Origin of the sequence: Mesorhizobium sp. 8, from assembly GCF_006351905.1 — a bacterium.
Lineage (GTDB): Bacteria > Pseudomonadota > Alphaproteobacteria > Rhizobiales > Rhizobiaceae > Mesorhizobium > Mesorhizobium composti.
Genome location: NZ_CP040914.1, coordinates 4110459 through 4129934, shown reverse-complemented (window position 1 = coordinate 4129934; position 19476 = coordinate 4110459). Strand labels below are relative to the sequence as shown.

Here is a 19476-nt window from a genome sequence, read left to right as displayed (position 1 = left end):
GACCGCGCCGTGCGCGGCCGCAAGGGAAAGGGTTTGTCATGAAGTCGCGCTGGTCGGACAGTGAATTCACCACCGTCGTGGACGGCTATGTCGGCAAGGGGATCAACCGCGATCTCGCCATCCGCACCTACACGACGCGCCTGCTCGGCGGCGATCCCGAACTGGTCCTGCATGGCGGCGGCAACACGTCGGTGAAGACCACCTTCACCGATATGGACGGCACGGCGGTCGATGTCTTGTGCGTCAAGGGCAGTGGCTGGGACATGGGCACGATCGAGCCACCCGGCCTGCCGGCCGTCCGCCTCGACCCGCTGAAGGCTATGGTCGGTTTCGATACATTGAGCGACGACGACATGGTCATGCTGCAGCGGCGCCTGCTGATGGACCCGGCCGCGCCCAATCCGTCTGTCGAAGCGATCCTGCACGCGATCCTGCCGTTCCGGCATATCGACCACACCCACGCCAACGCGATCGTCTCGCTGACCAACCAGCCGCACGGCGAAGACCTCGTGCGCGAACTGTTCCCCGATTCGATTATCGTTCCCTATGTCATGCCGGGCTTCGTCCTGGCCAAGGCATGCGACGCCGCCTTCCGGGCCAATCCGAAAGGCGACGGCATGATCCTGCTGAAGCACGGCATCTTCACATGGTCCGACGATCCGCGCGAAGCCTACGAGGACATGATCGCCAAGATCGACCAGGCCGAGAAGCGCCTGGCGAAGGGTCGCGCCAAGCCGTTCAGGAGCGCTGCCATCCCGGCCGGACTTGCCGATACCACCGACATCGCGCCAATCCTGCGCGGCGCCATCGCCATCGAGGGCGCCGTCGAAGGCGTGCCGAAACGGTTCGTGCTCGAACATCGGGCCGGCGAGAAGGTGCTCGATTTCTGCAATGCCGAAAACGTCGGCAGCCTGACCCGGCGCGGCAACGCGACACCGGAGCACGTCCTCCACATCAAGCGGTTCGGCGTGGCGCTGCCGGCACCTTTGGCCAGCGATCTCGACGGCTGGACGCGGACGGTGCGCGAAGCGGTGGCGGCCTATCAAGCCGAGTACAAGGCCTATTTCGAGCGCAACAACCAGCGCGCCGGCGGCGGCAAGCGCATGCTCGATGCGATGCCGCGCGTTTTCTACGTCGCCGGCATCGGCCTATTCGCCGCCGGGGCGGCGCGCAAGAACGCGCTCGTCGCCGCCGATGTCGCCGAAGCCACCATCGACGTCATCACCAAGGCCGAAGGCATCAAATCCTTCGAGGCCCTGTCCGAGGCGGACCTGTTCGACATCGAATACTGGTCGCTGGAACAGGCCAAGCTGGCGAAGCAGGTGGAAAAGCCACTGAGCCGGCAGGTGGCGGTCGTCACCGGCGGTGCCGGCGGGCTGGGCCTCGCCGTCGCCGAGGCGCTGAAGGCGGAAGGCGCCGAGATCGCCCTGATCGACATCGCCGAGGAGGCGCTGCAGCGCGAGGCGAAGCGCCTCGGCGGGATCGGCGTCGCCTGCGACGTCACTGATCCGGCCGCCGTGGACGCGGCCATAGCCAAGGTCGTCGGCCGCTATGGCGGCGTCGATATTCTCATCTCCAACGCTGGCGCCGCCTTCCAGGGCAAGCTGGTCGAAGTCGACGAAGCGACCTTCCGCAAGGCCTTCGATCTCAATTTCTGGAGCCATCACTACGTGGCACGCGCCGCGGTGAAAGTCATGCGCAGACAGGGAACCGGTGGCTCGCTGGTCTTCAACGTATCCAAGCAGGCGGTCAATCCGGGCGCCGACTTCGGCCCCTACGGCACGTCGAAGGCGGCGCTGATGGCGCTGATGCGCCAATATGCCGTCGAGCATGGTGGCGACGGCATCACCTCAAACGCCGTCAACGCCGACCGCATCCGCACGGGCCTGATGACCGACAAAATGGTGCTTGAGCGCAGCAAGGCGCGCGGCGTCACGCCGGAAGCCTATATGCGCGGCAACCTCGTCGGGCGCGAGGTGACCGGCGCCGATGTGGCGGCCGCCTTCGTCCATCTCGCCAAGGCGCGCACCAGCACCGGCGCGGTGATCAGCGTCGACGGTGGCAATGTCGCAGCGATGATGCGCTAGTTCCAATCAACGAAGGAGTGAGGAGCCCATGGCGACGATCCTGATCCTTGGCGCGGGCGTGATGGGCAGCGCGCTGGCCGTGCCCGCGGCCGACAACGGCCATACGGTGCTTCTGGCGGGCACGCCGGTCGACACCGACATCATCGCGCGCATCGGCAAGGCTGGCGGCGTGCACCCGAAGCTCGACCAGCCGCTGCCCGGCAACGTCAGGCCGATCGCCGACTCCGATCTCACGGATGTCGATGTCGAGGCCGCCGACATGATCGTCGTCGGCGTCAGCAGCCCCGGCATTTCCTGGGCGGTGGAGCGGCTTGCCGGCACGATGAGACGGCCGCGCCGGATCGCCTTCGTCACCAAGGGCCTGGACAGAGCAGGCACGTCGCTCGTCACGCTCGCAAGTTCCCTGCCCTCGCGACTGCCGCAGATGAGCGCCTTCCTCGGCATCGGCGGGCCCTGCATCGCGCGCGAGCTCGCTAATCGCAAGCCCAGCGCCTGCGTCTACGCCTGCGCCGACCGGCAAGCGGCCGACGAGTTCGCTGCGCTGATGATGACGAATTACTACCGGCTTTCGACAACGGACGACGTCGTCGGCGTGGAAGCCTGCGCGGCGCTGAAAAATTTCTATTCGATCGGGGTGGCGGCGATGCAGACGCGCTATCCGGATTCGGCTCGCGCCGACGGGCAGTCGAAGAACCCGACCGCCGCCGCCTTCACCCGGGCGACGCGCGAGATGGCGCGCCTGTGCGAACGCTTCGGCGGCAGGCGCGACACCGCTTTCGACCTCGCCGGCCTCGGCGACCTGCATGTGACGGTCGGCGGCGGGCGCAACAGCCGCCTCGGCCATGAACTCGGCAGGGATCGCACTGTTTCCGATGTGATGGCGAAGGAGCTTGCCGGCGAAACGGTAGAGGGCATAGACACCGCGCGCATGCTGTCGACCTGGCTGCAGCCGACACCGGGACTCGAACCGATCGGTCCCGACCGTTTCCCGCTCGCCTGCGCCATCATCGACGCGGTGCTTCAGGATACGCCCTTCAAGTTCGATTTCGGGACGCTGACGATTTCCTGAGGACCGGCCTCACGCATCGGCGAGGCTGTCGGCCATGGCGCGGATGACGGTCACCGCCGACGCCGCTCCCGGATCGACATGACCGAGCGAGCGGTCGCCGAGGCGTGCCGCCCTGCCCTTGGTGGCGGCGAAATTCCGGGTCGCCTCGGCGCCCTGCCCGGCAGCGTCGGCAGCCGCTGCCAGAGCGGTCGGTAGAGAGGCTCCGGCGGCTCGCGCCTGTCTTGCGGCCTCGGCGGCGGGCAGCCAGGCATCGACCATGGTTTTCTCACCGGGTTCGGCCTTGCCGCGATCCTGGATACCTTTCGCCATGGCCGCGAATGCGTCGACCATGTCGTCCGCCTCAAGCTTGGCCTTTCCCTTCACAGCCGCGCCCGCGCGCATGAAAGCGGTGGCATAGAGCGGGCCGCAAGAGGCGCCGACCGCGTTGAGGAATGCTTTCGCCGCTGCATTGAAGACGGCGGTGGGATCGGCATCGATGCCAAGTGCCGCCGTTGCGTCGCGGGCGGCGGTGAAGCCGAGATCCATCGCTATGCCGTGGTCGGCATCGCCGATGACGCCGTCGAGCGCACACAACCGATCCTTGTCGGCCTCGATCGCAGCGGTGACCGCCGCAAACATCGCCTTGAGCCTGTCGGTCGAGATCGTCATCAGCCCGCCCTGAACATCGCGCAGTCGCAGGGATGGTCGAGCATCGACTGCAACTCGCCGTCGAGGCGATGCAGCGTGATCGAGGCGCCCGCCATTTCGAGCGAGGTGCAATAATTGCCGACCCAGGTGGCATGGGTTTCGACGCCGCGATCCGCGAGGCGGGCCGCCACCCTGCGGTTCATGATGTAGAGTTCCATCAGGGGAGTGGAACCCAGAGAATTCACCAGAACGGCAACACGGTCGCCGCGCGACGGCGTCATCTCGGCGAAGATCTTGTCGATGATGTCGTCGACGATCTCGTCGGCCGTGCGCAGCGGGCCGCGCTCGACGCCCGGCTCGCCGTGGATGCCCATGCCGATTTCCATCTCGTCCGGACCGATCTCGAAATTCGGCCGGCGGGTCTGCGGCAGCGAACAGGGAGCGAGAGCCACGCCAACCGTATAGGTCTGGTCGTTGGCCTTGCGCAGGATGCGTTCGCATTCGTCCAGCGGCAGCATCCTGTCGGCGGCGGCACCTCCCGCCTTAAAGACGAAAAAATTGCCCGCCACGCCGCGGCGCTTCTCGCGCTCGCCGGGCGGGGCCGAGGCGACGTCGTCGGTGCTCAGCACGGTGCGCACCTCAATGTCCTCCATCGCCAGCATTTCGGCCGCCATGTCGAAATTCATGACGTCGCCGGCGTAATTGCCATAGGCGAAGAGAATGCCGGCGCCGCCGTCCACGGCCTTGGCGCATTCGACGATCGGATCGGGCGGCGGCGACGCGAAGACGTTGCCGACGGCGCAGGCGTCGGCGAGGCCCTTACCGACGAAGCCGAGGAACGTCGGCTCATGGCCCGAGCCGCCGCCGATGATCACCCCGACCTTGCCGGGGCGCGGCCCGTTCAGGGAGACGATCGAGCGCGGGCTGCCTTCGACCGCGCGGATATGGCGCGGATGGGCGGCAAGCACGCCTTGCAGCATCTCCTCGACGGCCTTGGCGCCATCGTTGATGATCTTCTTCGTCTGCACCGATCAACCTCCCCTTGGCGGCAGCGCGTCCGGATATACCGGCATGGGAGGCAAGGTAGCGAGGGAAAGCCGAGGTGTCACGACGGCTTGTTGCCATCCAGCCGGTCGATGGCCGCGACATTGCCGGCCGACGGCCCGGCCGGATCGAATTCCGAAGCCAGCCAAGTATCGGCGATCGCCTTGGCGAGTTCGGGGCCGATGACCCGTGCGCCCATGGTGATGATCTGCGCATTGTTGGACTTGGCGGCGCGTTCGGCCGAATAGGTGTCGTGGGTGAGCGCGGCGCGTATGCCCGGCACCTTGTTCGCCGAGATGCAGACGCCGATGCCAGTGCCGCAGAAAAGGATGGCGCGGTCGTAGGCGCCGTCGAGCACCTCCTTGCCGACCGATGCGGCAAGATCGGCATAGTAGCCGCTCTGGCTGAGGTCCGTCACGTCAAGGTCTTCGCGTCCCTTCAGATGCGCGGCGATGACGTCGAGCAGAGGCTTTCCGGCGCTGTCGGCTCCAAGAGCGATTTTCATGGCCTGATCTCCTATCCGTGCGTGGGGTCGCGCTCGCGCACCGCCGCGAGAACGCGCTCTATGATGTCCATATAGCCCTCCGCGCGCCATGCGGCACGCCCGATAAACAGACCGTCCACATTGGGCTGTCCGCTCAGTTCTGCACAGTTGTCCGCGTTCACGCTGCCGCCGTAGAGAACCGGCGGCGGCGCGGCCAGATACCGACCCGCCACCGCGCGGATGAACGCCTGCTGGCCATCCGCATAATCGGCCGAGGCGGGCATGCCTTTTTCGCCGATGGCCCAGACGGGCTCGTAGGCGAACAGGACCGCGGCCGAGCGCGCCTCGCCGTCCAGCGCGGCAAGTGCTCCCTCGACCTGTCGCTCCAGAACCGCCCGAGCGCGTCCGTCTTCGCGCTCCTCATATGTCTCGCCGACACAGATCAGCGGCGTCAGCCCATGGCGCACGGCCGCCGCTACCTTGAGGCCGACCGTGGCGTCGGTTTCGCCGAAATGCTGACGCCTTTCACTGTGCCCGAGTTCGACGAGATCGGCGCCGCAGTCCTTCAGCATCACCGGCGAAATCTCGCCGGTCCATGCGCCGGCATCGGCCCAGTGCATGTTCTGCGCGCCGACCCTGACGCCGGTACCGGCCAGCGCCGCCGCGACCTCGCGCAGGCAGGTGAAGGGCGGAATGACGAACGGCTGGACGCGCTCGTCCAGCCCGCGTGCGAAGGGGCCTAGCGCCAGCGCGAACGCCAGACCCTCGGAAAGGATCTTGTTCATCTTCCAGCTCGTGCCGATCCAGAGCGGGGTCATGCCTGTACCCCCACTTCCGGCGCCAGCGCCGTGCGACCCGTTTCGACGTAAGGTGCCCAGTAATCGACGGACTCGCGCATCATCTCCACCACCTGCCGGTCGACCGGATCGCGCTCGCGGAACGACAGCTCCAGGCAGATTTCGTTGCGCGTGCCACCACCGCGCCGCAGCGTCTGCAGGAACCTCGTCGGCTCGATACGCCCGTCGGCGTTGTACTTCGCCGTAAACGGCCAATGGCCGCCCTTGTTCATCGACGACTGCTTGATATGGACGATCGGCGAGCGCGACGCGAAGCGCCCTGCCCAGGCATAGGGATCGACGTCGGCGGGGTCGCTCGACGTCACATCGCCATGGTCGATGTCGATCATCATGTTGAGCGGCAGCGCCAGCCCTGCCCCGTCGATCCTGTCCTGAAGCGCCGCGCAGGCGTCCAGCGTGTGACCGAATTCCCGGCCGACCGACATCGGCTCCCAGATCAGGAATTTGAGGCCGCATGCTTTTGCGGTTTCGGCGACCTCACCCCAATGACCGAGGGCCATGTCGATCATCGCTTCCCTGCGGGCGTCGTCGTCGAAGTCGCGATGGGTCAGGATGGCGAATTGCGTGCCGCAGCTCTCGGCGCCGATATCAGCGGCGATGGACGCCATCGTCCTGAACCATTCGACATAGTAGCGACGCACATCCGCGTCCGGATGGCCGAAATGGTTGAGCCGGCCGTAAGGCCCGGTGAAGAAGGAAGTCACCCGGACATTGGTCCGCGCCAGCGCCGCCTGGAATCGCCGCACCGTCTTGCCGATCGTTGCCGCCGGCCATGCCGGGTTGATGAATTCATGCGTCAGCTGGACGTAGCGGATGCCGATGCGCCACGCGATGGTGTCGATCAGGTCGTCCGGATCGGCGAAGCGGTTCACCAGCGGATTGGTGTTCACGGAAAGGGTGAAGGAGGGCTCGGTCTGCATCAACCTGCCCATTGTCCGGTGTCGAACCACCGCTCGAAATCGGCCCGCTCGACCGCCGACAGGTGCAGGCCGTGCTTGGTGCGGCGGTCCAGGACATCGCCGGCGCTCATCGCCCATTCGTGGTCGCGCAGGTAGATCGCTTCCCGTTCATAGAAATTCGGGCCGAACGCTATGCCGAGGTCGGCGATCTTGTCGGCTCCGTCGAGCAGCGTGCGCGTGCGGGTTCCGTAGAGCCGGGCATAGTGCGCGACCAGCTCTTTCGGCAGCCACGAATAGTCCGCCTCCAACCCGTGCTCGAAGGCGCCGAAATCCGCATTGGCGATATCGCCGCCGGGCAGGTGCGCCTTTGCCGTCCATGCCTCGCCCATGGCCGGAAAGAACGGCTTCAGGCGGTCCATCGCATGCTCGGCGAGCTTGCGGAACGTCGTGATCTTGCCGCCGAAGACCGACAGCAACGGCGCCTGTCCCCTGCCGGCGTCCAGTTCGAACAGATAGTCGCGCGTCACCGCGCTGGGATTAGCCGCCTTGTCGTCATAGAGCGGCCGCACGCCGGAAAAGCTGTGCACCACGTCGCGGGCGGAAAGCTTCGTCCTGAAATAGCGGTTCACCACCTTGACCAGGTAGTCGACTTCGGCAGCGTCCACCGAAACGTCCTCGGGCCGCCCGTCATAAGGAATGTCCGTCGTGCCGATGAGAGCCAGGCCACCCTCATAGGGATTGACGAAGATGACGCGCCTGTCGGAATTCTGGATCAGATAGGCCTGCGGCCCACGCCAGAATTTCTTCACCACGATATGGCTGCCCTTGACCAGTCTCACGGCTCGTTTCGACGTCAGGCCGGCAACGTCCTCGATCACCTCGCTCACCCATGGTCCGGCGGCGTTGACGAGGGCGCGGGCGCGCACGTTTCTGGAACCGCCGGTTCGCGAATCCTTCAGTTCGGCAACCCAAAGGTCGGCTTCGCGCCGGGCGGCGACACAGGCGGTGCGGGTCAGCACGGTTGCGCCGCGCTCGCCGGCGTCGACGGCATTGAGTGCCACCAGGCGTGCGTCGTCCACCCAGCAATCGGAGTATTCGAAAGCCCGCCGGTAACGCGGGTCGAGCGGCTCGCCTTCCGGCGCCTTCGCGAGGTCGAGCGTGCGGGTGCCCGGCAGGCGCTTGCGGCCGCCGAGATGGTCGTAGAGGAACAGCCCCAGCCGCACCAGCCAGGCCGGCCGGTCGTCCGGACTGTGCGGCAGCACGAAGCGCATAGGCCAGATGATGTGGGGCGCCGACGCCAGCAGCACCTCGCGCTCGATCAGCGCTTCGCGAACCAGCCGGAACTCGTAGTATTCCAGGTAGCGTAGCCCACCGTGCACGAGCTTGCCGGACCTTGAACTGGTGCCCTGCGCGAGGTCGTCCTTTTCGCACAGGACGACCGACAGGCCGCGCCCGGCAGCGTCGCGGGCGATGCCGGCGCCGTTGACGCCGCCGCCAACCACCAGAAGATCGACCGGATCGGACCCCGTGTTCATCTTGTTCAGTCGCCAGTCAGCAAGGATTGAGCGGCGGCTGGCCGGCAAGGTAGCGGCGCACCTCCTCGGCCGCCAGCTCTGCCGCATAGGTCACCGTGCGCACTGACGCGCCGGCGATGTGCGGGGTCAGCGTCACGTTCGGCAATTGCAGCAGCGGCCAGTCCGCCGGCACCGGCTCTACCGCGAAGGTTTCGAGCATGGCGCTGGCGATGCGGCCTTCCGCCAATGCCTCGTAGAGCGCCTCGTAGTCGGCCAGAGGACCGCGCGCCGTGTTGACGAAGATCACCCCCGGCTTCATCTTGGCGATGGCCTCGCGGTCGATCATGTTACGCGTCTCCTCGGTGACGCGCGGATGCAGCGTGACGACGTCCGAGCGCGCCAGCAGGTCGTCGAGCGCCACCAATTCCACGCCCGCTGCACGGTCGTCGACGCTCAGTTGCACATAGGGATCGCAAACCAGGATCCGACAGCCGAAAGCCCTGAGCAGCCTGACCACCTTGGTCCCGATAGCGCCGTAGCCGACGACGCCGACCGTCATCTCGCTGAGTTCCCGCCCGGTGCGATCGGCGCGGTAGAGATCGCCCCGCCACTCGCCCTTGCGCAGGGATTCGTGCCCGACCCGGATCAGGCGCGTTTCGGCCAGGATGGCGCCGATGGCGAACTCGGCCACCGCGCTGGCGTTGCGGCCGGGCGTGTTGACCACCGTCACCCCATGCTCGCGCGCCGCCGCCATGTCGATGTTGACCGGACCGCCGCGCGAGACAGCTACGAGCTTCAGCGCGGGCAGCTGTTTCAGCATGCCGCGCGAAACGGGCGCCAGCTGGGTGACGAACACTTCTGCATCGGCAATGAAGGCCACCACCTCGTCCGGGTCGCCGAAATACTCCTTCAGCCCGCCCAGTCCCTTGCTGGCATAGCCGTGCTCCATCGGCTCGTCAGGCCATGCCGAGCGGTGCGTGCGGATATCGAGGCCGTCGCCGCAGCGTTTCTCGATCTCCGCACGGAAGATGTCTGGCAGCATGAAATTGTCGCCGAAAATCGCGATCTTGCGGGTCATGACAGTCCCCTTGCAGCGGCCATGCTGCGCCAGACCGGCACCAATGCCTGCCGGGCTTCGACATAGGCGGGATAGGTCGCGCGGTAGATCGCCGCGAGTTCCTCGTCGGGCGCCTCCACCTCGCCGAGCAGCGGCGTCACCCACTCGGCGACGCAGTCCTCCACCGAACCGTAGAGGCCGATCGAGACGGCGGCGATCATCGCCGCGCCCGCGGCGCCGGCTTCCTCGCGCCTGCTGGTCCTGATGCCGGCCCCGAGCACGGCACCGAGGATGCGGCGCAGCGCCGTGCTGCGCGCCGCACCGCCCGACAGGCGGACTTCGGCGGGTATCGGTCCCATCGCCGCATAACAATCGCGCCCGGCAAAGGCGAGCCCCTCGAACACGGAGCGCACCAGATCGCCGAAACCATGCCGGCTGGAAAGGCCGATGAAGCCGGCGCGCGCATTGGCGTCGATGAAGGGGCCGCGCTCACCCGCTTCGGAAACATAGGGCTGATAAAGCAACGAGGCCGGCGCCGACGACGCGATCCACCGGTCGATCTGCGCGATCATGTCGCCGGGCTTGCGCATGATGCCCTCAGACGCCAGGACGCCGGCGGCAAGGCCGAGCACCCAGTCGATGTTCAGGGTGGCGGCCATGTTGGACTGCATCTGGGCGTAGGCACCGCTCCCCGGCAGACACATGGTGTAGCCGGTACGATCGTCGTTGAGGACGACGTCGGCATGATCCTTGGCAAGTCGCATATGCATGCCGGTCGAGCCGACGATGGAGCAGCCGGGGCGCGAGGCAGCATCGACAAGGCCTGCGCCAAGCGCGGTACACACCACGTCGACATAGCCGAGAACAACGGGCGTCCCGGCCTTAAGGCCGGTCTCGGCAGCGGCGGCGGACGACAGCTCGTGGGTCGCTGTCGCACCGTCGACAATCGGCGGCAGCAACCGCTTCAGGCGCGACAGGCCGAGAATATCGATCGCCTCGTCGCTATAGGCACGCTTGCGGAAATCGCCGAAGGTGAAGCAGGCTTCGGACGGATCGCTCGCGCGTATTCCCGTCAGGCGGAAATAGAGCCAATCCTTGCAATGGAACGCCGTCGCCGCCCGTTCCAGCCGCTCCGGCTCGGTGCGGCCGATCAGCCTCAGCTGCGGTCCCTGCTGGCAGGCGGCAAGCCCCGAACCCGTCTGACCGAAGCGGACGCGATCGACATCCTCGCGCGCGCGCAACTCCTCGACGAGGGCGGCGGCGCGGGCGTCGAGCCACAACCATCCCTTGCCGACCGGCTCGCCGCCGCTATCGATCAACCAGGTGCCGTCCCCCTGCCCCGTCACGGCAACGGCGGCGGTGCGAGCGGCGAGATCGGGAACCTGTTCGGCAAGCAGGCGCAGCGTCGCCGCCGTATCCTTCCACGTTCGGGCGAGGTCCTGTTCGGCGCCGCTGCCGGCAACGGTTTCGTAGTGGTTCGGTAGGGAAGCAGCGGCGAGTTGCCGGCCGGCAAGGTCGAAGGCGATCGACTTGATCACCGACGTTCCCGCATCGATCCCGATCAGAACATCGCCCATGTCAGGCCAGTTCCATCCCGTGTGCGACGGCCTCGCCCGTCGCGGCGTCGAAAATATGCAGGTGCCTCGGCTCGATGCCGATGCCGATCGTATCGCCGATACCAACGCGGGCACGGTCGTGCTCGACAAGCACGATCGTGCCGCCGGCGAAATCGGCGGCGATGTGCGTCTGGTCGCCGAGCCACTGGTTCGTCGCAACGCTCGCGGCAACGCCATTGGTTATGCGGCGCACCGCATAGGGCCGCACGCCGATGACGACCTGCCGCAATGCCCGCAGCCTGTCGCGCACCTGCTGCGCGAACTCGCTCTCCGGATAGGTCAGGGACACGCCCTGCGGCAGGTCGAGCCTGACCCGTCCGCCCTCAAGGGTGGCGTCGGCGGCGAACACGTTCATCGGCGGCTCGCCGACGAAGGTTCCTGTGAACAGGTTGGCGGGCTTCTCCTTGATGACGGTCGGCGTATCGAACTGTTGCAGGACGCCACCTTCCATCACAGCGATGCGATCGGCCAGCGCGTTGGCTTCGGTCTGGTCGTGGGTGACCAGGATGGCGGTCAGGCCGCGCTCCTTAATGAAATGCTTGATGCGGCCCCTCAGCACCGCGCGCAACTGCGGTTCGAGCTGTCCCATCGGCTCGTCGAGCAGATGCAGGCTAGCCGAACGCACCAAGGCCCTGCCGAGGCTGGCCCGCTGCTGCTGGCCGCCCGAAATGGAACTCGGGTAGCGGTGCAGAATATCCTCGATCTCAAGCAGCTTGGCGATCTCGTTGACCTTGGCGTCCACCGCGGCCTGTGAAAGCTTCGCCGCCTTCAGCGCGAAGGCGATGTTTTCCCGCACGGTGAGCGGCGGATAGAGCGAATAGCCCTCGAAGGCCATGGCGACGTTGCGGCGAACCGGCGGCAGCTCATGCACCGGCTTTCCGGCGACCGAGATGGTGCCGCGCGAAACCGCCTCGAAACCGGCGATCATGCGCAGCGTCGAGGTCTTGCCGCAGCCGGACGAGCCGAGCAGTGCGACGATCTCGCCTTCGTCGAGCTGCATGGTCAGCGACTTCACGGCATGCACGCCGCGGTCGACCGGGCCGTAGAACTTGTCGACGCCGGAAAGTGCGAGCTGGGCGGCCTTCATGCGGTTGCCCTCTCACGCGGCGCCGCAGGCCCGCCGGCCGCGATACGCTCGCCCGAGGCCTTGTCGAACATCAGCACGCTGCCGGCATCGACCGCCAGGAACGCCTCGCCGTGGTCCGGACCGGGCGTGCCGGCCGGCCGCGACACCAGGATCTCACGGCCGCCCCTGGTGCGCGCCAATGTCACCGTCTTCTCGTTCAATGGCGTCTCGGCCTCGATGGTGACGGGAACGGCACCTTTCGTCCCGGCTTTGACGAAATGCAACGTTTCCGGCCGCAGGCCGGCGACGCAGGCGCGGCCGACGGACGGCTCCATGGCGGCCGGCAGTTCCACTCGCGTGCCCGACAGAGCGACATGGATGCCTTGCCCGTCCCGGGATGGTCTGACATCCAGCAGATTGATCGTCGGATCGCCGAACAGGCGCGCAATGTCGAGTCCCGCAGGTTGCAGATAGATTTCTTCCGGCGTGCCGATCTGCCTTATGCCGGCCTGCCCCATCACGGCGATGCGGTCGCCGAGCGCCATCGCCTCCTTGTAGTCCTGCGTCACGTAAATGACGGTCGCGCCGCGATCGGCCAGCAGGCGCGGCAGTTCCAGCCGCATCTCGAAACGCAGCTTGGCGTCGACATTGCGCAGCGGGTCGTCGAGCAGCAGGACCGGCGGCGAGCCGACGAGGGCCCGCGCCAGCGCGGTGCGCTGCTTCTGCCCGTTCGACAGCGCCCTCGGCCGATGGGTCAGCACATGGTCGATCTTGAGCAGGCGGGCGACGCTCTCTACGCCTGCCTTGACGGCATCCCGTGGCGCCTTCCTGGCCTCCAGCGGCGTGGCGATGTTGGCGAAGGCGTCCATGTGCGGGAACAGGGCGAAGTTCTGGAAAGCCATGCCGACGCCGCGAAATTCGGCGTCGACGCCGGTCATGTCCTCGCCGTCGATGACGATCCGGCCCGCGTCAGCATCGAGGACGCCGGCGATCAGCCGCAGCAGCACCGTCTTGCCGGCGCCGGACGGGCCGAACAGGACGAGGATCTCGCCGTCGTCCACGGCGAGCGAAACGTCGTCGAGCACGGTGTTGTCCTTGAACCGCTTGACGATGTTGTGAAGCTCGAGCGTCGCCATCTGCCCTACCCCTTCACCGCGCCGAGCGACAGGCCCTCGACCAGATAGCGCTGCGCGTAGAGGGCAAGCGCCAGGGTCGGGGCGATCGACAGCACGATCGCCGCCGCGATCTGGCCGTACTGGATGCCGGAAGCCGTTACGAAGGCGAGCGCGCCGACCGTCACCGGCTGCTTGTCGGCCGAGGCGAGCACCAGCGCGAAGACGAAATTGTTCCAGGCGAAGATGAAGGCCAGCAGGCCGGCGGCGGCGATGCCCGGTCCCGCCAGCGGCAGGGCGATCTTGCGGAAGGTCGCGAACCAGGAATGGCCGGCGATGCGATAGGCGTATTCGACGTCCGCCGATATGTCCTCGAAATAGCCGCGCACGATCCACAGGATGAGCGGCAGGCAGATGAGCTGGTAGACCCAGACCAGCCCGAAATAGGTGTTCGCCAGACCAAGCTGCTGGAAATAGAGCGTCAGCGGCAGAAGCACCAGCAGCGGCGGCGCGAAGCGGAAGGACAAAAGCGTGAAGGCGATGTCCTCCGAGCCGCGGAACTTGTGGCGGGCGAAGGCGTAGGCGGCCGGCACGCCGAGCAGCAGCGAGACGGCTACCGACGTCACCGACAGGAACACCGAGTTCCACAGATTGCGCATGAAGGCGATGTCGAGCGTGCCGGCGGCGCTGGTCAGCTTGCCGGTTATCAGCGCGGTGTAGTTCTGCAGCGTCGGCGTGAAGAACAGCTGCGGCGGTATGCTCAGGATCGTCTCGTTGGTCTGGAACGACATGAGGAAGATCCAGAGTAGCGGGAACATGAAGAAGACGACCACCAGGGCCAGCGCGATGCCTCGCAGGGTGCGTTCGATGAGGGACGTGTGTTCCATCGTGCCTAAGCCTCGCCGCGCGCCCGTTCGCGCAACCGCAACCAGTTCTTGATGAAGACGAAGGAGAGGAAATAGGTGATCACCCACAGGATCATCAAAAGGGCGGCCGAGCGCCCGACATTGGTCGACTGGAAGAAGTTCAGATAGGCCTCGACCTGGAACACCGTCAGCGTGTCGCCGGGGCCGCCCTGCGTCATGGCGTAGATGATGTCGAACTGCTGGATGGAATCGAGCAGCCTGAACAGCGTGGCCGTCAGGATGTAGGGCATCAGCATCGGCAGCGTTATGCGGAAGAAGACGAAGCTGCGCGGCACGCCATCGAGCGCCGCCGCCTCGAAGGGCTGGGTCGGCAGGCTACGCAACCCGGCCAGGAGCAGGATCATGATGAAGGGCGTGTAGACCCATATGTCGACCAGAACGACGGTGAACAGCGCCGTCGAGGGCGAGGAGGCCCAGCGGAAATCCTGCAATCCCACTAGGCTGGCGAGATAGCTCAGCACGCCGAAGCCGGGATTGGTCATCAGCTTCCACATCAGCGCTGCGAGCGCCGGCGCCGTCATCAGCGGCATCAGGAGCATGATGGAGATGAAATTGTTGAGGCGCGTGCGTTTCTGCAGGAGCAGCGCAATGCCGAGGCCGAGCAGCAGTTCCAGCACCACGGTGGAACCGGCATAGACAAGGGAAACGCGAAGCGTGTTCCAGAAACCCGGATCGGTGAAGAAATTGAGGTAGTTCTCACCCCAGTTGTACTGCCGGTTCCACGGCTGGCTGAGGCGATAGCGCTGGAACGAGTAGAGGACGGCCGCGAAGAACGGCACCAGAATGCCGATGCACACAAGCAGCGCCGGCAGGCTGAGCACATAGGGAAGCGCCCGCTTGCTGATGCGCAATCCGCTCCAGCGCCGGGCAGTGGGAACAACGGCGGGCATGGCCTCGATCTTCCACGGTTGGAATTGCTGCCGGTCCGGCCGCAGGGAGAGGACGGCGGACCGGCAGCCTGCGACTGCCGAAGCGGTCGCTTTGACTGTTCAGGCCGCGGACGCCACAGGCATCCGCGGCCCGCGCGACACTAGCCGAGGCCGGCCTCCTTGAGCTGGCCGTCGATGCTCTGGGCGAGCGCGTCCAGGCCTTCGTCGACGGGCACTTCCTTGGCCACCATCTTCTGCAGCGTGGCGGCCCATTCGGTGGTCAGATCGAAGAACAGCGGCTGGGCCGTGAACTTGATCGAAGCGCCGGGCGCCGAGACGTCGAACATATCGACATAGCCGGGATAGCTCTTGTTGAGCTTGTCGCGGAACGCCTCTTCCTTCCACACCGCCTGACGGACCGGATTGACGAAGTCCATCTTGGTGGCGCCAAAGATGGCGTGATCCAGGCCCGAAGCCCACTGGATGAAGTACCAGGTCGCGTCCTTGTCCTTGGCATAGCTGGACATGGCCAGCGACCAGATCCAGATGTTCGGCGTCGGCGCCTTCGCGGCCGGGTTGGCCTTGAAGGCGGCATAGGCGAGCTGCCCGGCCATCTTGTTGTCGCCGCCGTTCATGAAGTAGCCGAGGATATCGGCGTCGTAGATCATCGCCGAAGCGCCGGCGCCGAGATCGGTGCCGACCTGATACCAGGTGTAGGTGGACCAGTTCTTCGGGCCGCTCTCCTGGATCATCTGGACCCACTTCTTGTGGAATTCCTTGGATTCAGGCGTGTTCATCGCAGCCGACAGCTTGCCGTCGGCGGAGACGTTCAGGTCCTTCTGCTCGAAGTTGGCGTAGGCCGACAGGAAGCCGGGGTGGATCGTCGCCCAGGAACGCGAGCCGCGCACGCCGATGCCGTAGACACCGCCGCCGACATCCTTGGTGAGCTTCGCCGCCGTCGTCAGCAGTTCGTCGAGATTGCCAGGCACGGTGGCGCCGACCTTGTCGAACATCGTCTTGTTATAGGTGATGTTGTTCTGCTCGAAGCCCCAGGGAATGCACCACTGCTTGGCGTCGTCGGAGCCGAGCTCGCCGCCCGGCTTGCCGTTCCAGGCACACGACTTGCGCACGCCGGGCAGGAAGTCGTCCCAGGCGTAGTTGGGGTTGGTCTTGGCCGGATCCTTGATCCATTCGTTCAGGTCGGTGACCCAGCCGGCCGGACCGTATGTCCATGTCATGTAGGCGCCGGTCATGAAGGCGTCGTATTCGCTCGACCCCGAGGACAGGGCGGCGGTGACCTTGTCGAAATAGACGTCCTCCGGAAAGACGTCGTAGGTCACGTCCATGCCCGTCAAATCCTTGAACGCCTGCAGATTGGCGATCATGGCATCGGCATAGGGATGCTTGTTCAAGAGAAGCTTCAGCTTCTTTCCCTTGTGCGCCATCCAGTCGAAGTCGGCGGCCCATGCCCTGGTCTGCGCCAGGTTGAGCAAGGTGCCGGCCGCACCGGCCGTGATGCCCATCGCGCCGAGTCTGCGCAGCAGTTCACGGCGGTCGACTTGCTGACGCACGAAGGCGTCGATCAGACCTTTTTCTTTCTCGTACATCTGCCGTTCCTCCCGGGTAGTTCCACCTGTTCCGCGTCGCCGGCTACCCGACCGGCATTCCCTCCATCAGCGCACGCGCGGTGCGCTCGTCCGTGATCAGCCCCGCCAGGTTGCCGCTGCGCAGCACAGACAGGACCGCAGGTATCTTGATGACGCCACCGGCGACGGCGACGATGCGCAAGCGCTTTAGATCCTCCCGACAAAGCGCCAGCACGCGCTTGGACAGGCCGGTTTCGAAAGGCTTGCCCTCCTTGTCAAAGAAGTGGCCGAGCAATTCGCCGACGCCGCCCATGTGCTTGACTTCGTCCATCTCGGCGCGAGCGACCATGCCGGTGGCGACCAGCGACGCTTCCGGTTCGGCCGTGCCGATACCGGCCAGCACAAGGCCCGAAGAACGGGCAAGTTCCAGAACGTCGGCGACGCCATGCTGGCCCAGCAGAACCTCGCGGTCCTGTTCGGTGTTGGCGAACATCGGGACCGGCATGACGTAGGCCTCCGCGCCAGTGCGCTCGGCCAGCCGATGGATCACGTCGTGCGGGTTGGCGGCGAACTTGCGCGTCAGCCCGCCCAGCAGAGAGACGAAGCTGGTGCCGCCAGCGGCCATGCGCGGCAGATGCTCGACGCATGCCGCCAGCGTCCTGCCGTGGCCGACGCCGACCATGGCGTATTCGCCGTTTTCGATCTGGCGCTTCAGGTAGCGGGCGCCGGCAATGCCGAGCGCCTTGAGCGGCAGAGCATCGGGATCGAAGTCGGGAACGACCTCGCAATAGTCGAGGCCGAAGCGCCCGCTCAGCAGGCTTTCGAGTTCGACGCACTCGGAGACGTCGCCGTCGACGAAAATCTTGATGAGGCCGTCCTGGTTGGCCTTGGTGATCAGGCGATGCGCTTTGAGGCCGGTCAGGCCGAGGCGCCTTGCGACCTCGGATTGCGTCAGCCCGCCGGCATAGTGAAGCCAGGCAGCGCGCGTGGCGATGCTCGCCTCGTCATCCCGTATGGAGTTGCCCGCAGCCACCACCACGCCAGGTTCCCTCGTGATATTTTTTTCACTTGATGCAAAATTTTGCATTGCAGCTTCAACCTGTCAAGACCCCGCGAAGTGCACCCAACGAGAAGTGAAAGCGGTGCGGCGCTATCGGCAGCGTGATGTCCGGGAGCGAGGAGGATGCCGCCGGCGCAAATCCGCTTTGGTCGGCGGCACATTCGTCGCCCGGCTTGACCGAGACCCCAAATATATGGGACGAGTTCTCCCCGGAGGGTATATCTTGTCTGCTTCAGAAGTTGTCGGATGGCTCAGAGGCCATCCCGAAGTGTCGAGTTTGCGTGCTGCCATCTTCGACCTGAACGGTATTCCGCGCGGAAAGCGCATTCCCGCCGCCCAGGCTGCCAAGGTCCTGCAAGGCGACCTGCGCATGCCCGTCTCCATCGCCGGCATCGACATCTGGGGCGAGGACATCGTCGGCGGCCGGCTGGTCTTCGAGACGGGCGATGCCGACGGTATCTGCGCCTGGACGGGGCGCGGCCCCCTGCCGATCGAATGGACACCGCGCCCGACGGCCTTCATCCCGCTGTGGATGGCGACCGAGGACGGCAGTCCCTTCCCGGGCGACCCGAGACGCGCGCTCGCCGCCATCGCCGGCCGCTACGCCGCCCGCGGCCTCACCCCCGTCGTCGCAACCGAGCTTGAATTCTACCTCGTCGATCCGTCCGGCGACCGGCCGCAAGCCCCGATCTCGCCGGTGTCCGGCAAGGTGCTCGATTCCGACTCCGTTCTGGCCATCCGCGAGCTCGACCATTTCCATCGCTTCCTCGACGATGTCTATGCGGCCTGCGCGGCGCAGGACATCCCCGCCGATTCGGCGATCGCCGAGAACGGTCCCGGCCAGTTCGAGATCAATCTGGTGCATGTCGCCGATCCCCTGAAGGCCGCCGACGACGCCATGCTGTTCAAGGACGTGGTGCGCGGCATCGCGCGCAAGCACGGCTTTGCCGCGACCTTCATGGCCAAGCCCTACGGCGAGCGGGCCGGCAGCGGCCTGCACGTCCATTTCAGCCTTGTCGACGGCAACGGCCGCAACGTTTTCGACGACGGCACGGACAGAGGCTCCGACATGATGCGCCACGCCGTCGGCGGCCTGCTGGCCATGATGCCGGAATCGACGCTGCTGTTCGCGCCTCACATGAACTCGTTCCGCCGGCTGCGGCCGGGCATGCACGCGCCCGCCGCGGCCGCCTGGGGCTACGAGAACCGTACGACGGCGATCCGCATCCCCGGTGGCAGCCCCAAGGCAAGGCGCATCGAACACCGGGTCGCCGGCGCCGACGCGAATCCCTATCTGGTTCTGGCCGCCATCCTGGGTGCCGCGCTGGAGGGCATCGAAGCTCGCATGGAGCCGGCCGAGCCGATTGTCGGCAATGCCTATTCGCGCGATCTTCCCGACATTCCGCCGGACTGGGCATCGGCGGTGGACGCCTTCGAGGACGGGTTGGCGATCCCGAAGATATTCTCGCGGACGCTCCAGCAGATGATGGTGGACTGCAAGCGCCAGGAAATGGAGGCGTTTTCGGAGCGGGTGACGACCTTCGAATACCAGACCTATCTGGAGACGGTCTGAGCGGCGCGACGGGCGATCGACCTCGGCAGC

17 protein-coding genes are annotated in these 19476 nt (G+C 66.1%); 3 read left to right on the top strand and 14 right to left on the bottom strand.

Annotated elements, in window-relative coordinates; genetic code table 11:
• Window positions 1-38: 38 nt before the first annotated feature.
• Together FGU64_RS19845 and FGU64_RS19840 are read left to right on the top strand one after the other, a co-directional pair.
• A complete protein-coding gene (locus tag FGU64_RS19845) occupies window positions 39-2087 on the top strand; it encodes a bifunctional aldolase/short-chain dehydrogenase (RefSeq protein WP_139954715.1) in 2049 nt (682 codons plus the stop codon).
• Between the two features lie 28 nt (window positions 2088-2115).
• Complete coding sequence (locus FGU64_RS19840) at window positions 2116-3156, top strand: glycerol-3-phosphate dehydrogenase (RefSeq protein ID WP_139954714.1); 1041 nt, start codon at window positions 2116-2118, stop codon at window positions 3154-3156.
• A 9-nt stretch (window positions 3157-3165) separates the two neighbouring features.
• Here FGU64_RS19840 and dhaL read toward each other — a convergent pair whose 3' ends face one another.
• The 14 genes from dhaL to FGU64_RS19770 all read right to left on the bottom strand — a co-directional run bounded on the left by dhaL (window position 3166) and on the right by FGU64_RS19770 (window position 17849).
• Window positions 3166-3804, bottom strand: coding sequence for a dihydroxyacetone kinase subunit DhaL (gene dhaL / locus FGU64_RS19835; RefSeq protein ID WP_139954713.1), 639 nt, complete (start codon window positions 3802-3804; stop codon window positions 3166-3168).
• Window positions 3804-4811, bottom strand: coding sequence for a dihydroxyacetone kinase subunit DhaK (locus FGU64_RS19830; protein WP_139954712.1), 1008 nt, complete (start codon window positions 4809-4811; stop codon window positions 3804-3806). The genes dhaL and FGU64_RS19830 overlap by 1 nt, the downstream gene beginning before the upstream one ends.
• Before the next feature lie 77 nt (window positions 4812-4888).
• On the bottom strand, window positions 4889-5332 hold the full coding sequence (locus tag FGU64_RS19825; RefSeq protein WP_139954711.1) for an RpiB/LacA/LacB family sugar-phosphate isomerase: 444 nt from the start codon (window positions 5330-5332) through the stop codon (window positions 4889-4891).
• Window positions 5333-5343: 11 nt separating this feature from the next.
• Window positions 5344-6129: a triose-phosphate isomerase gene (locus FGU64_RS19820; RefSeq protein WP_139954710.1), complete on the bottom strand. Its 786-nt coding sequence runs from the start codon at window positions 6127-6129 to the stop codon at window positions 5344-5346.
• Complete coding sequence (locus tag FGU64_RS19815) at window positions 6126-7088, bottom strand: TIM barrel protein (protein WP_246671160.1); 963 nt, start codon at window positions 7086-7088, stop codon at window positions 6126-6128. Before FGU64_RS19815 ends, FGU64_RS19820 begins: the two co-directional genes overlap by 4 nt.
• Window positions 7088-8602: a glycerol-3-phosphate dehydrogenase gene (locus tag FGU64_RS19810; RefSeq protein ID WP_139954708.1), complete on the bottom strand. Its 1515-nt coding sequence runs from the start codon at window positions 8600-8602 to the stop codon at window positions 7088-7090. The genes FGU64_RS19815 and FGU64_RS19810 overlap by 1 nt, the downstream gene beginning before the upstream one ends.
• A gap of 16 nt (window positions 8603-8618) precedes the next feature.
• On the bottom strand, window positions 8619-9659 hold the full coding sequence (locus tag FGU64_RS19805; RefSeq protein WP_139954707.1) for a 2-hydroxyacid dehydrogenase: 1041 nt from the start codon (window positions 9657-9659) through the stop codon (window positions 8619-8621).
• Complete coding sequence (locus tag FGU64_RS19800; RefSeq protein ID WP_139954706.1) at window positions 9656-11215, bottom strand: FGGY-family carbohydrate kinase; 1560 nt, start codon at window positions 11213-11215, stop codon at window positions 9656-9658. The genes FGU64_RS19805 and FGU64_RS19800 overlap by 4 nt, the downstream gene beginning before the upstream one ends.
• Window position 11216: 1 nt before the next feature.
• The gene (locus FGU64_RS19795; RefSeq protein ID WP_139954705.1) at window positions 11217-12341 is read right to left on the bottom strand and encodes an ABC transporter ATP-binding protein; all 1125 of its coding nucleotides are present in this window, start codon (window positions 12339-12341) and stop codon (window positions 11217-11219) included.
• Window positions 12338-13456, bottom strand: a complete 1119-nt coding sequence (locus tag FGU64_RS19790) for an ABC transporter ATP-binding protein (protein WP_139954704.1) — start codon at window positions 13454-13456, stop codon at window positions 12338-12340. The genes FGU64_RS19795 and FGU64_RS19790 overlap by 4 nt, the downstream gene beginning before the upstream one ends.
• A 5-nt stretch (window positions 13457-13461) precedes the next feature.
• Window positions 13462-14319, bottom strand: a complete 858-nt coding sequence (locus tag FGU64_RS19785) for a carbohydrate ABC transporter permease (protein WP_139954703.1) — start codon at window positions 14317-14319, stop codon at window positions 13462-13464.
• A gap of 5 nt (window positions 14320-14324) precedes the next feature.
• On the bottom strand, window positions 14325-15248 hold the full coding sequence (locus FGU64_RS19780; RefSeq protein WP_139954702.1) for a sugar ABC transporter permease: 924 nt from the start codon (window positions 15246-15248) through the stop codon (window positions 14325-14327).
• Window positions 15249-15388: 140 nt separating this feature from the next.
• Window positions 15389-16834: an extracellular solute-binding protein gene (locus tag FGU64_RS19775; protein ID WP_136358528.1), complete on the bottom strand. Its 1446-nt coding sequence runs from the start codon at window positions 16832-16834 to the stop codon at window positions 15389-15391.
• Between the two features lie 43 nt (window positions 16835-16877).
• Entirely contained in the window at window positions 16878-17849 is a 972-nt protein-coding gene (locus FGU64_RS19770; protein ID WP_246671377.1) for a sugar-binding transcriptional regulator, read from the bottom strand.
• A 247-nt stretch (window positions 17850-18096) separates the two neighbouring features.
• On the opposite strand from FGU64_RS19770, the gene FGU64_RS19765 reads away from it, so the two are divergent.
• On the top strand, window positions 18097-19446 hold the full coding sequence (locus FGU64_RS19765) for a glutamine synthetase family protein (RefSeq protein ID WP_246671159.1): 1350 nt from the start codon (window positions 18097-18099) through the stop codon (window positions 19444-19446).
• Window positions 19447-19476 lie beyond the last annotated feature (30 nt).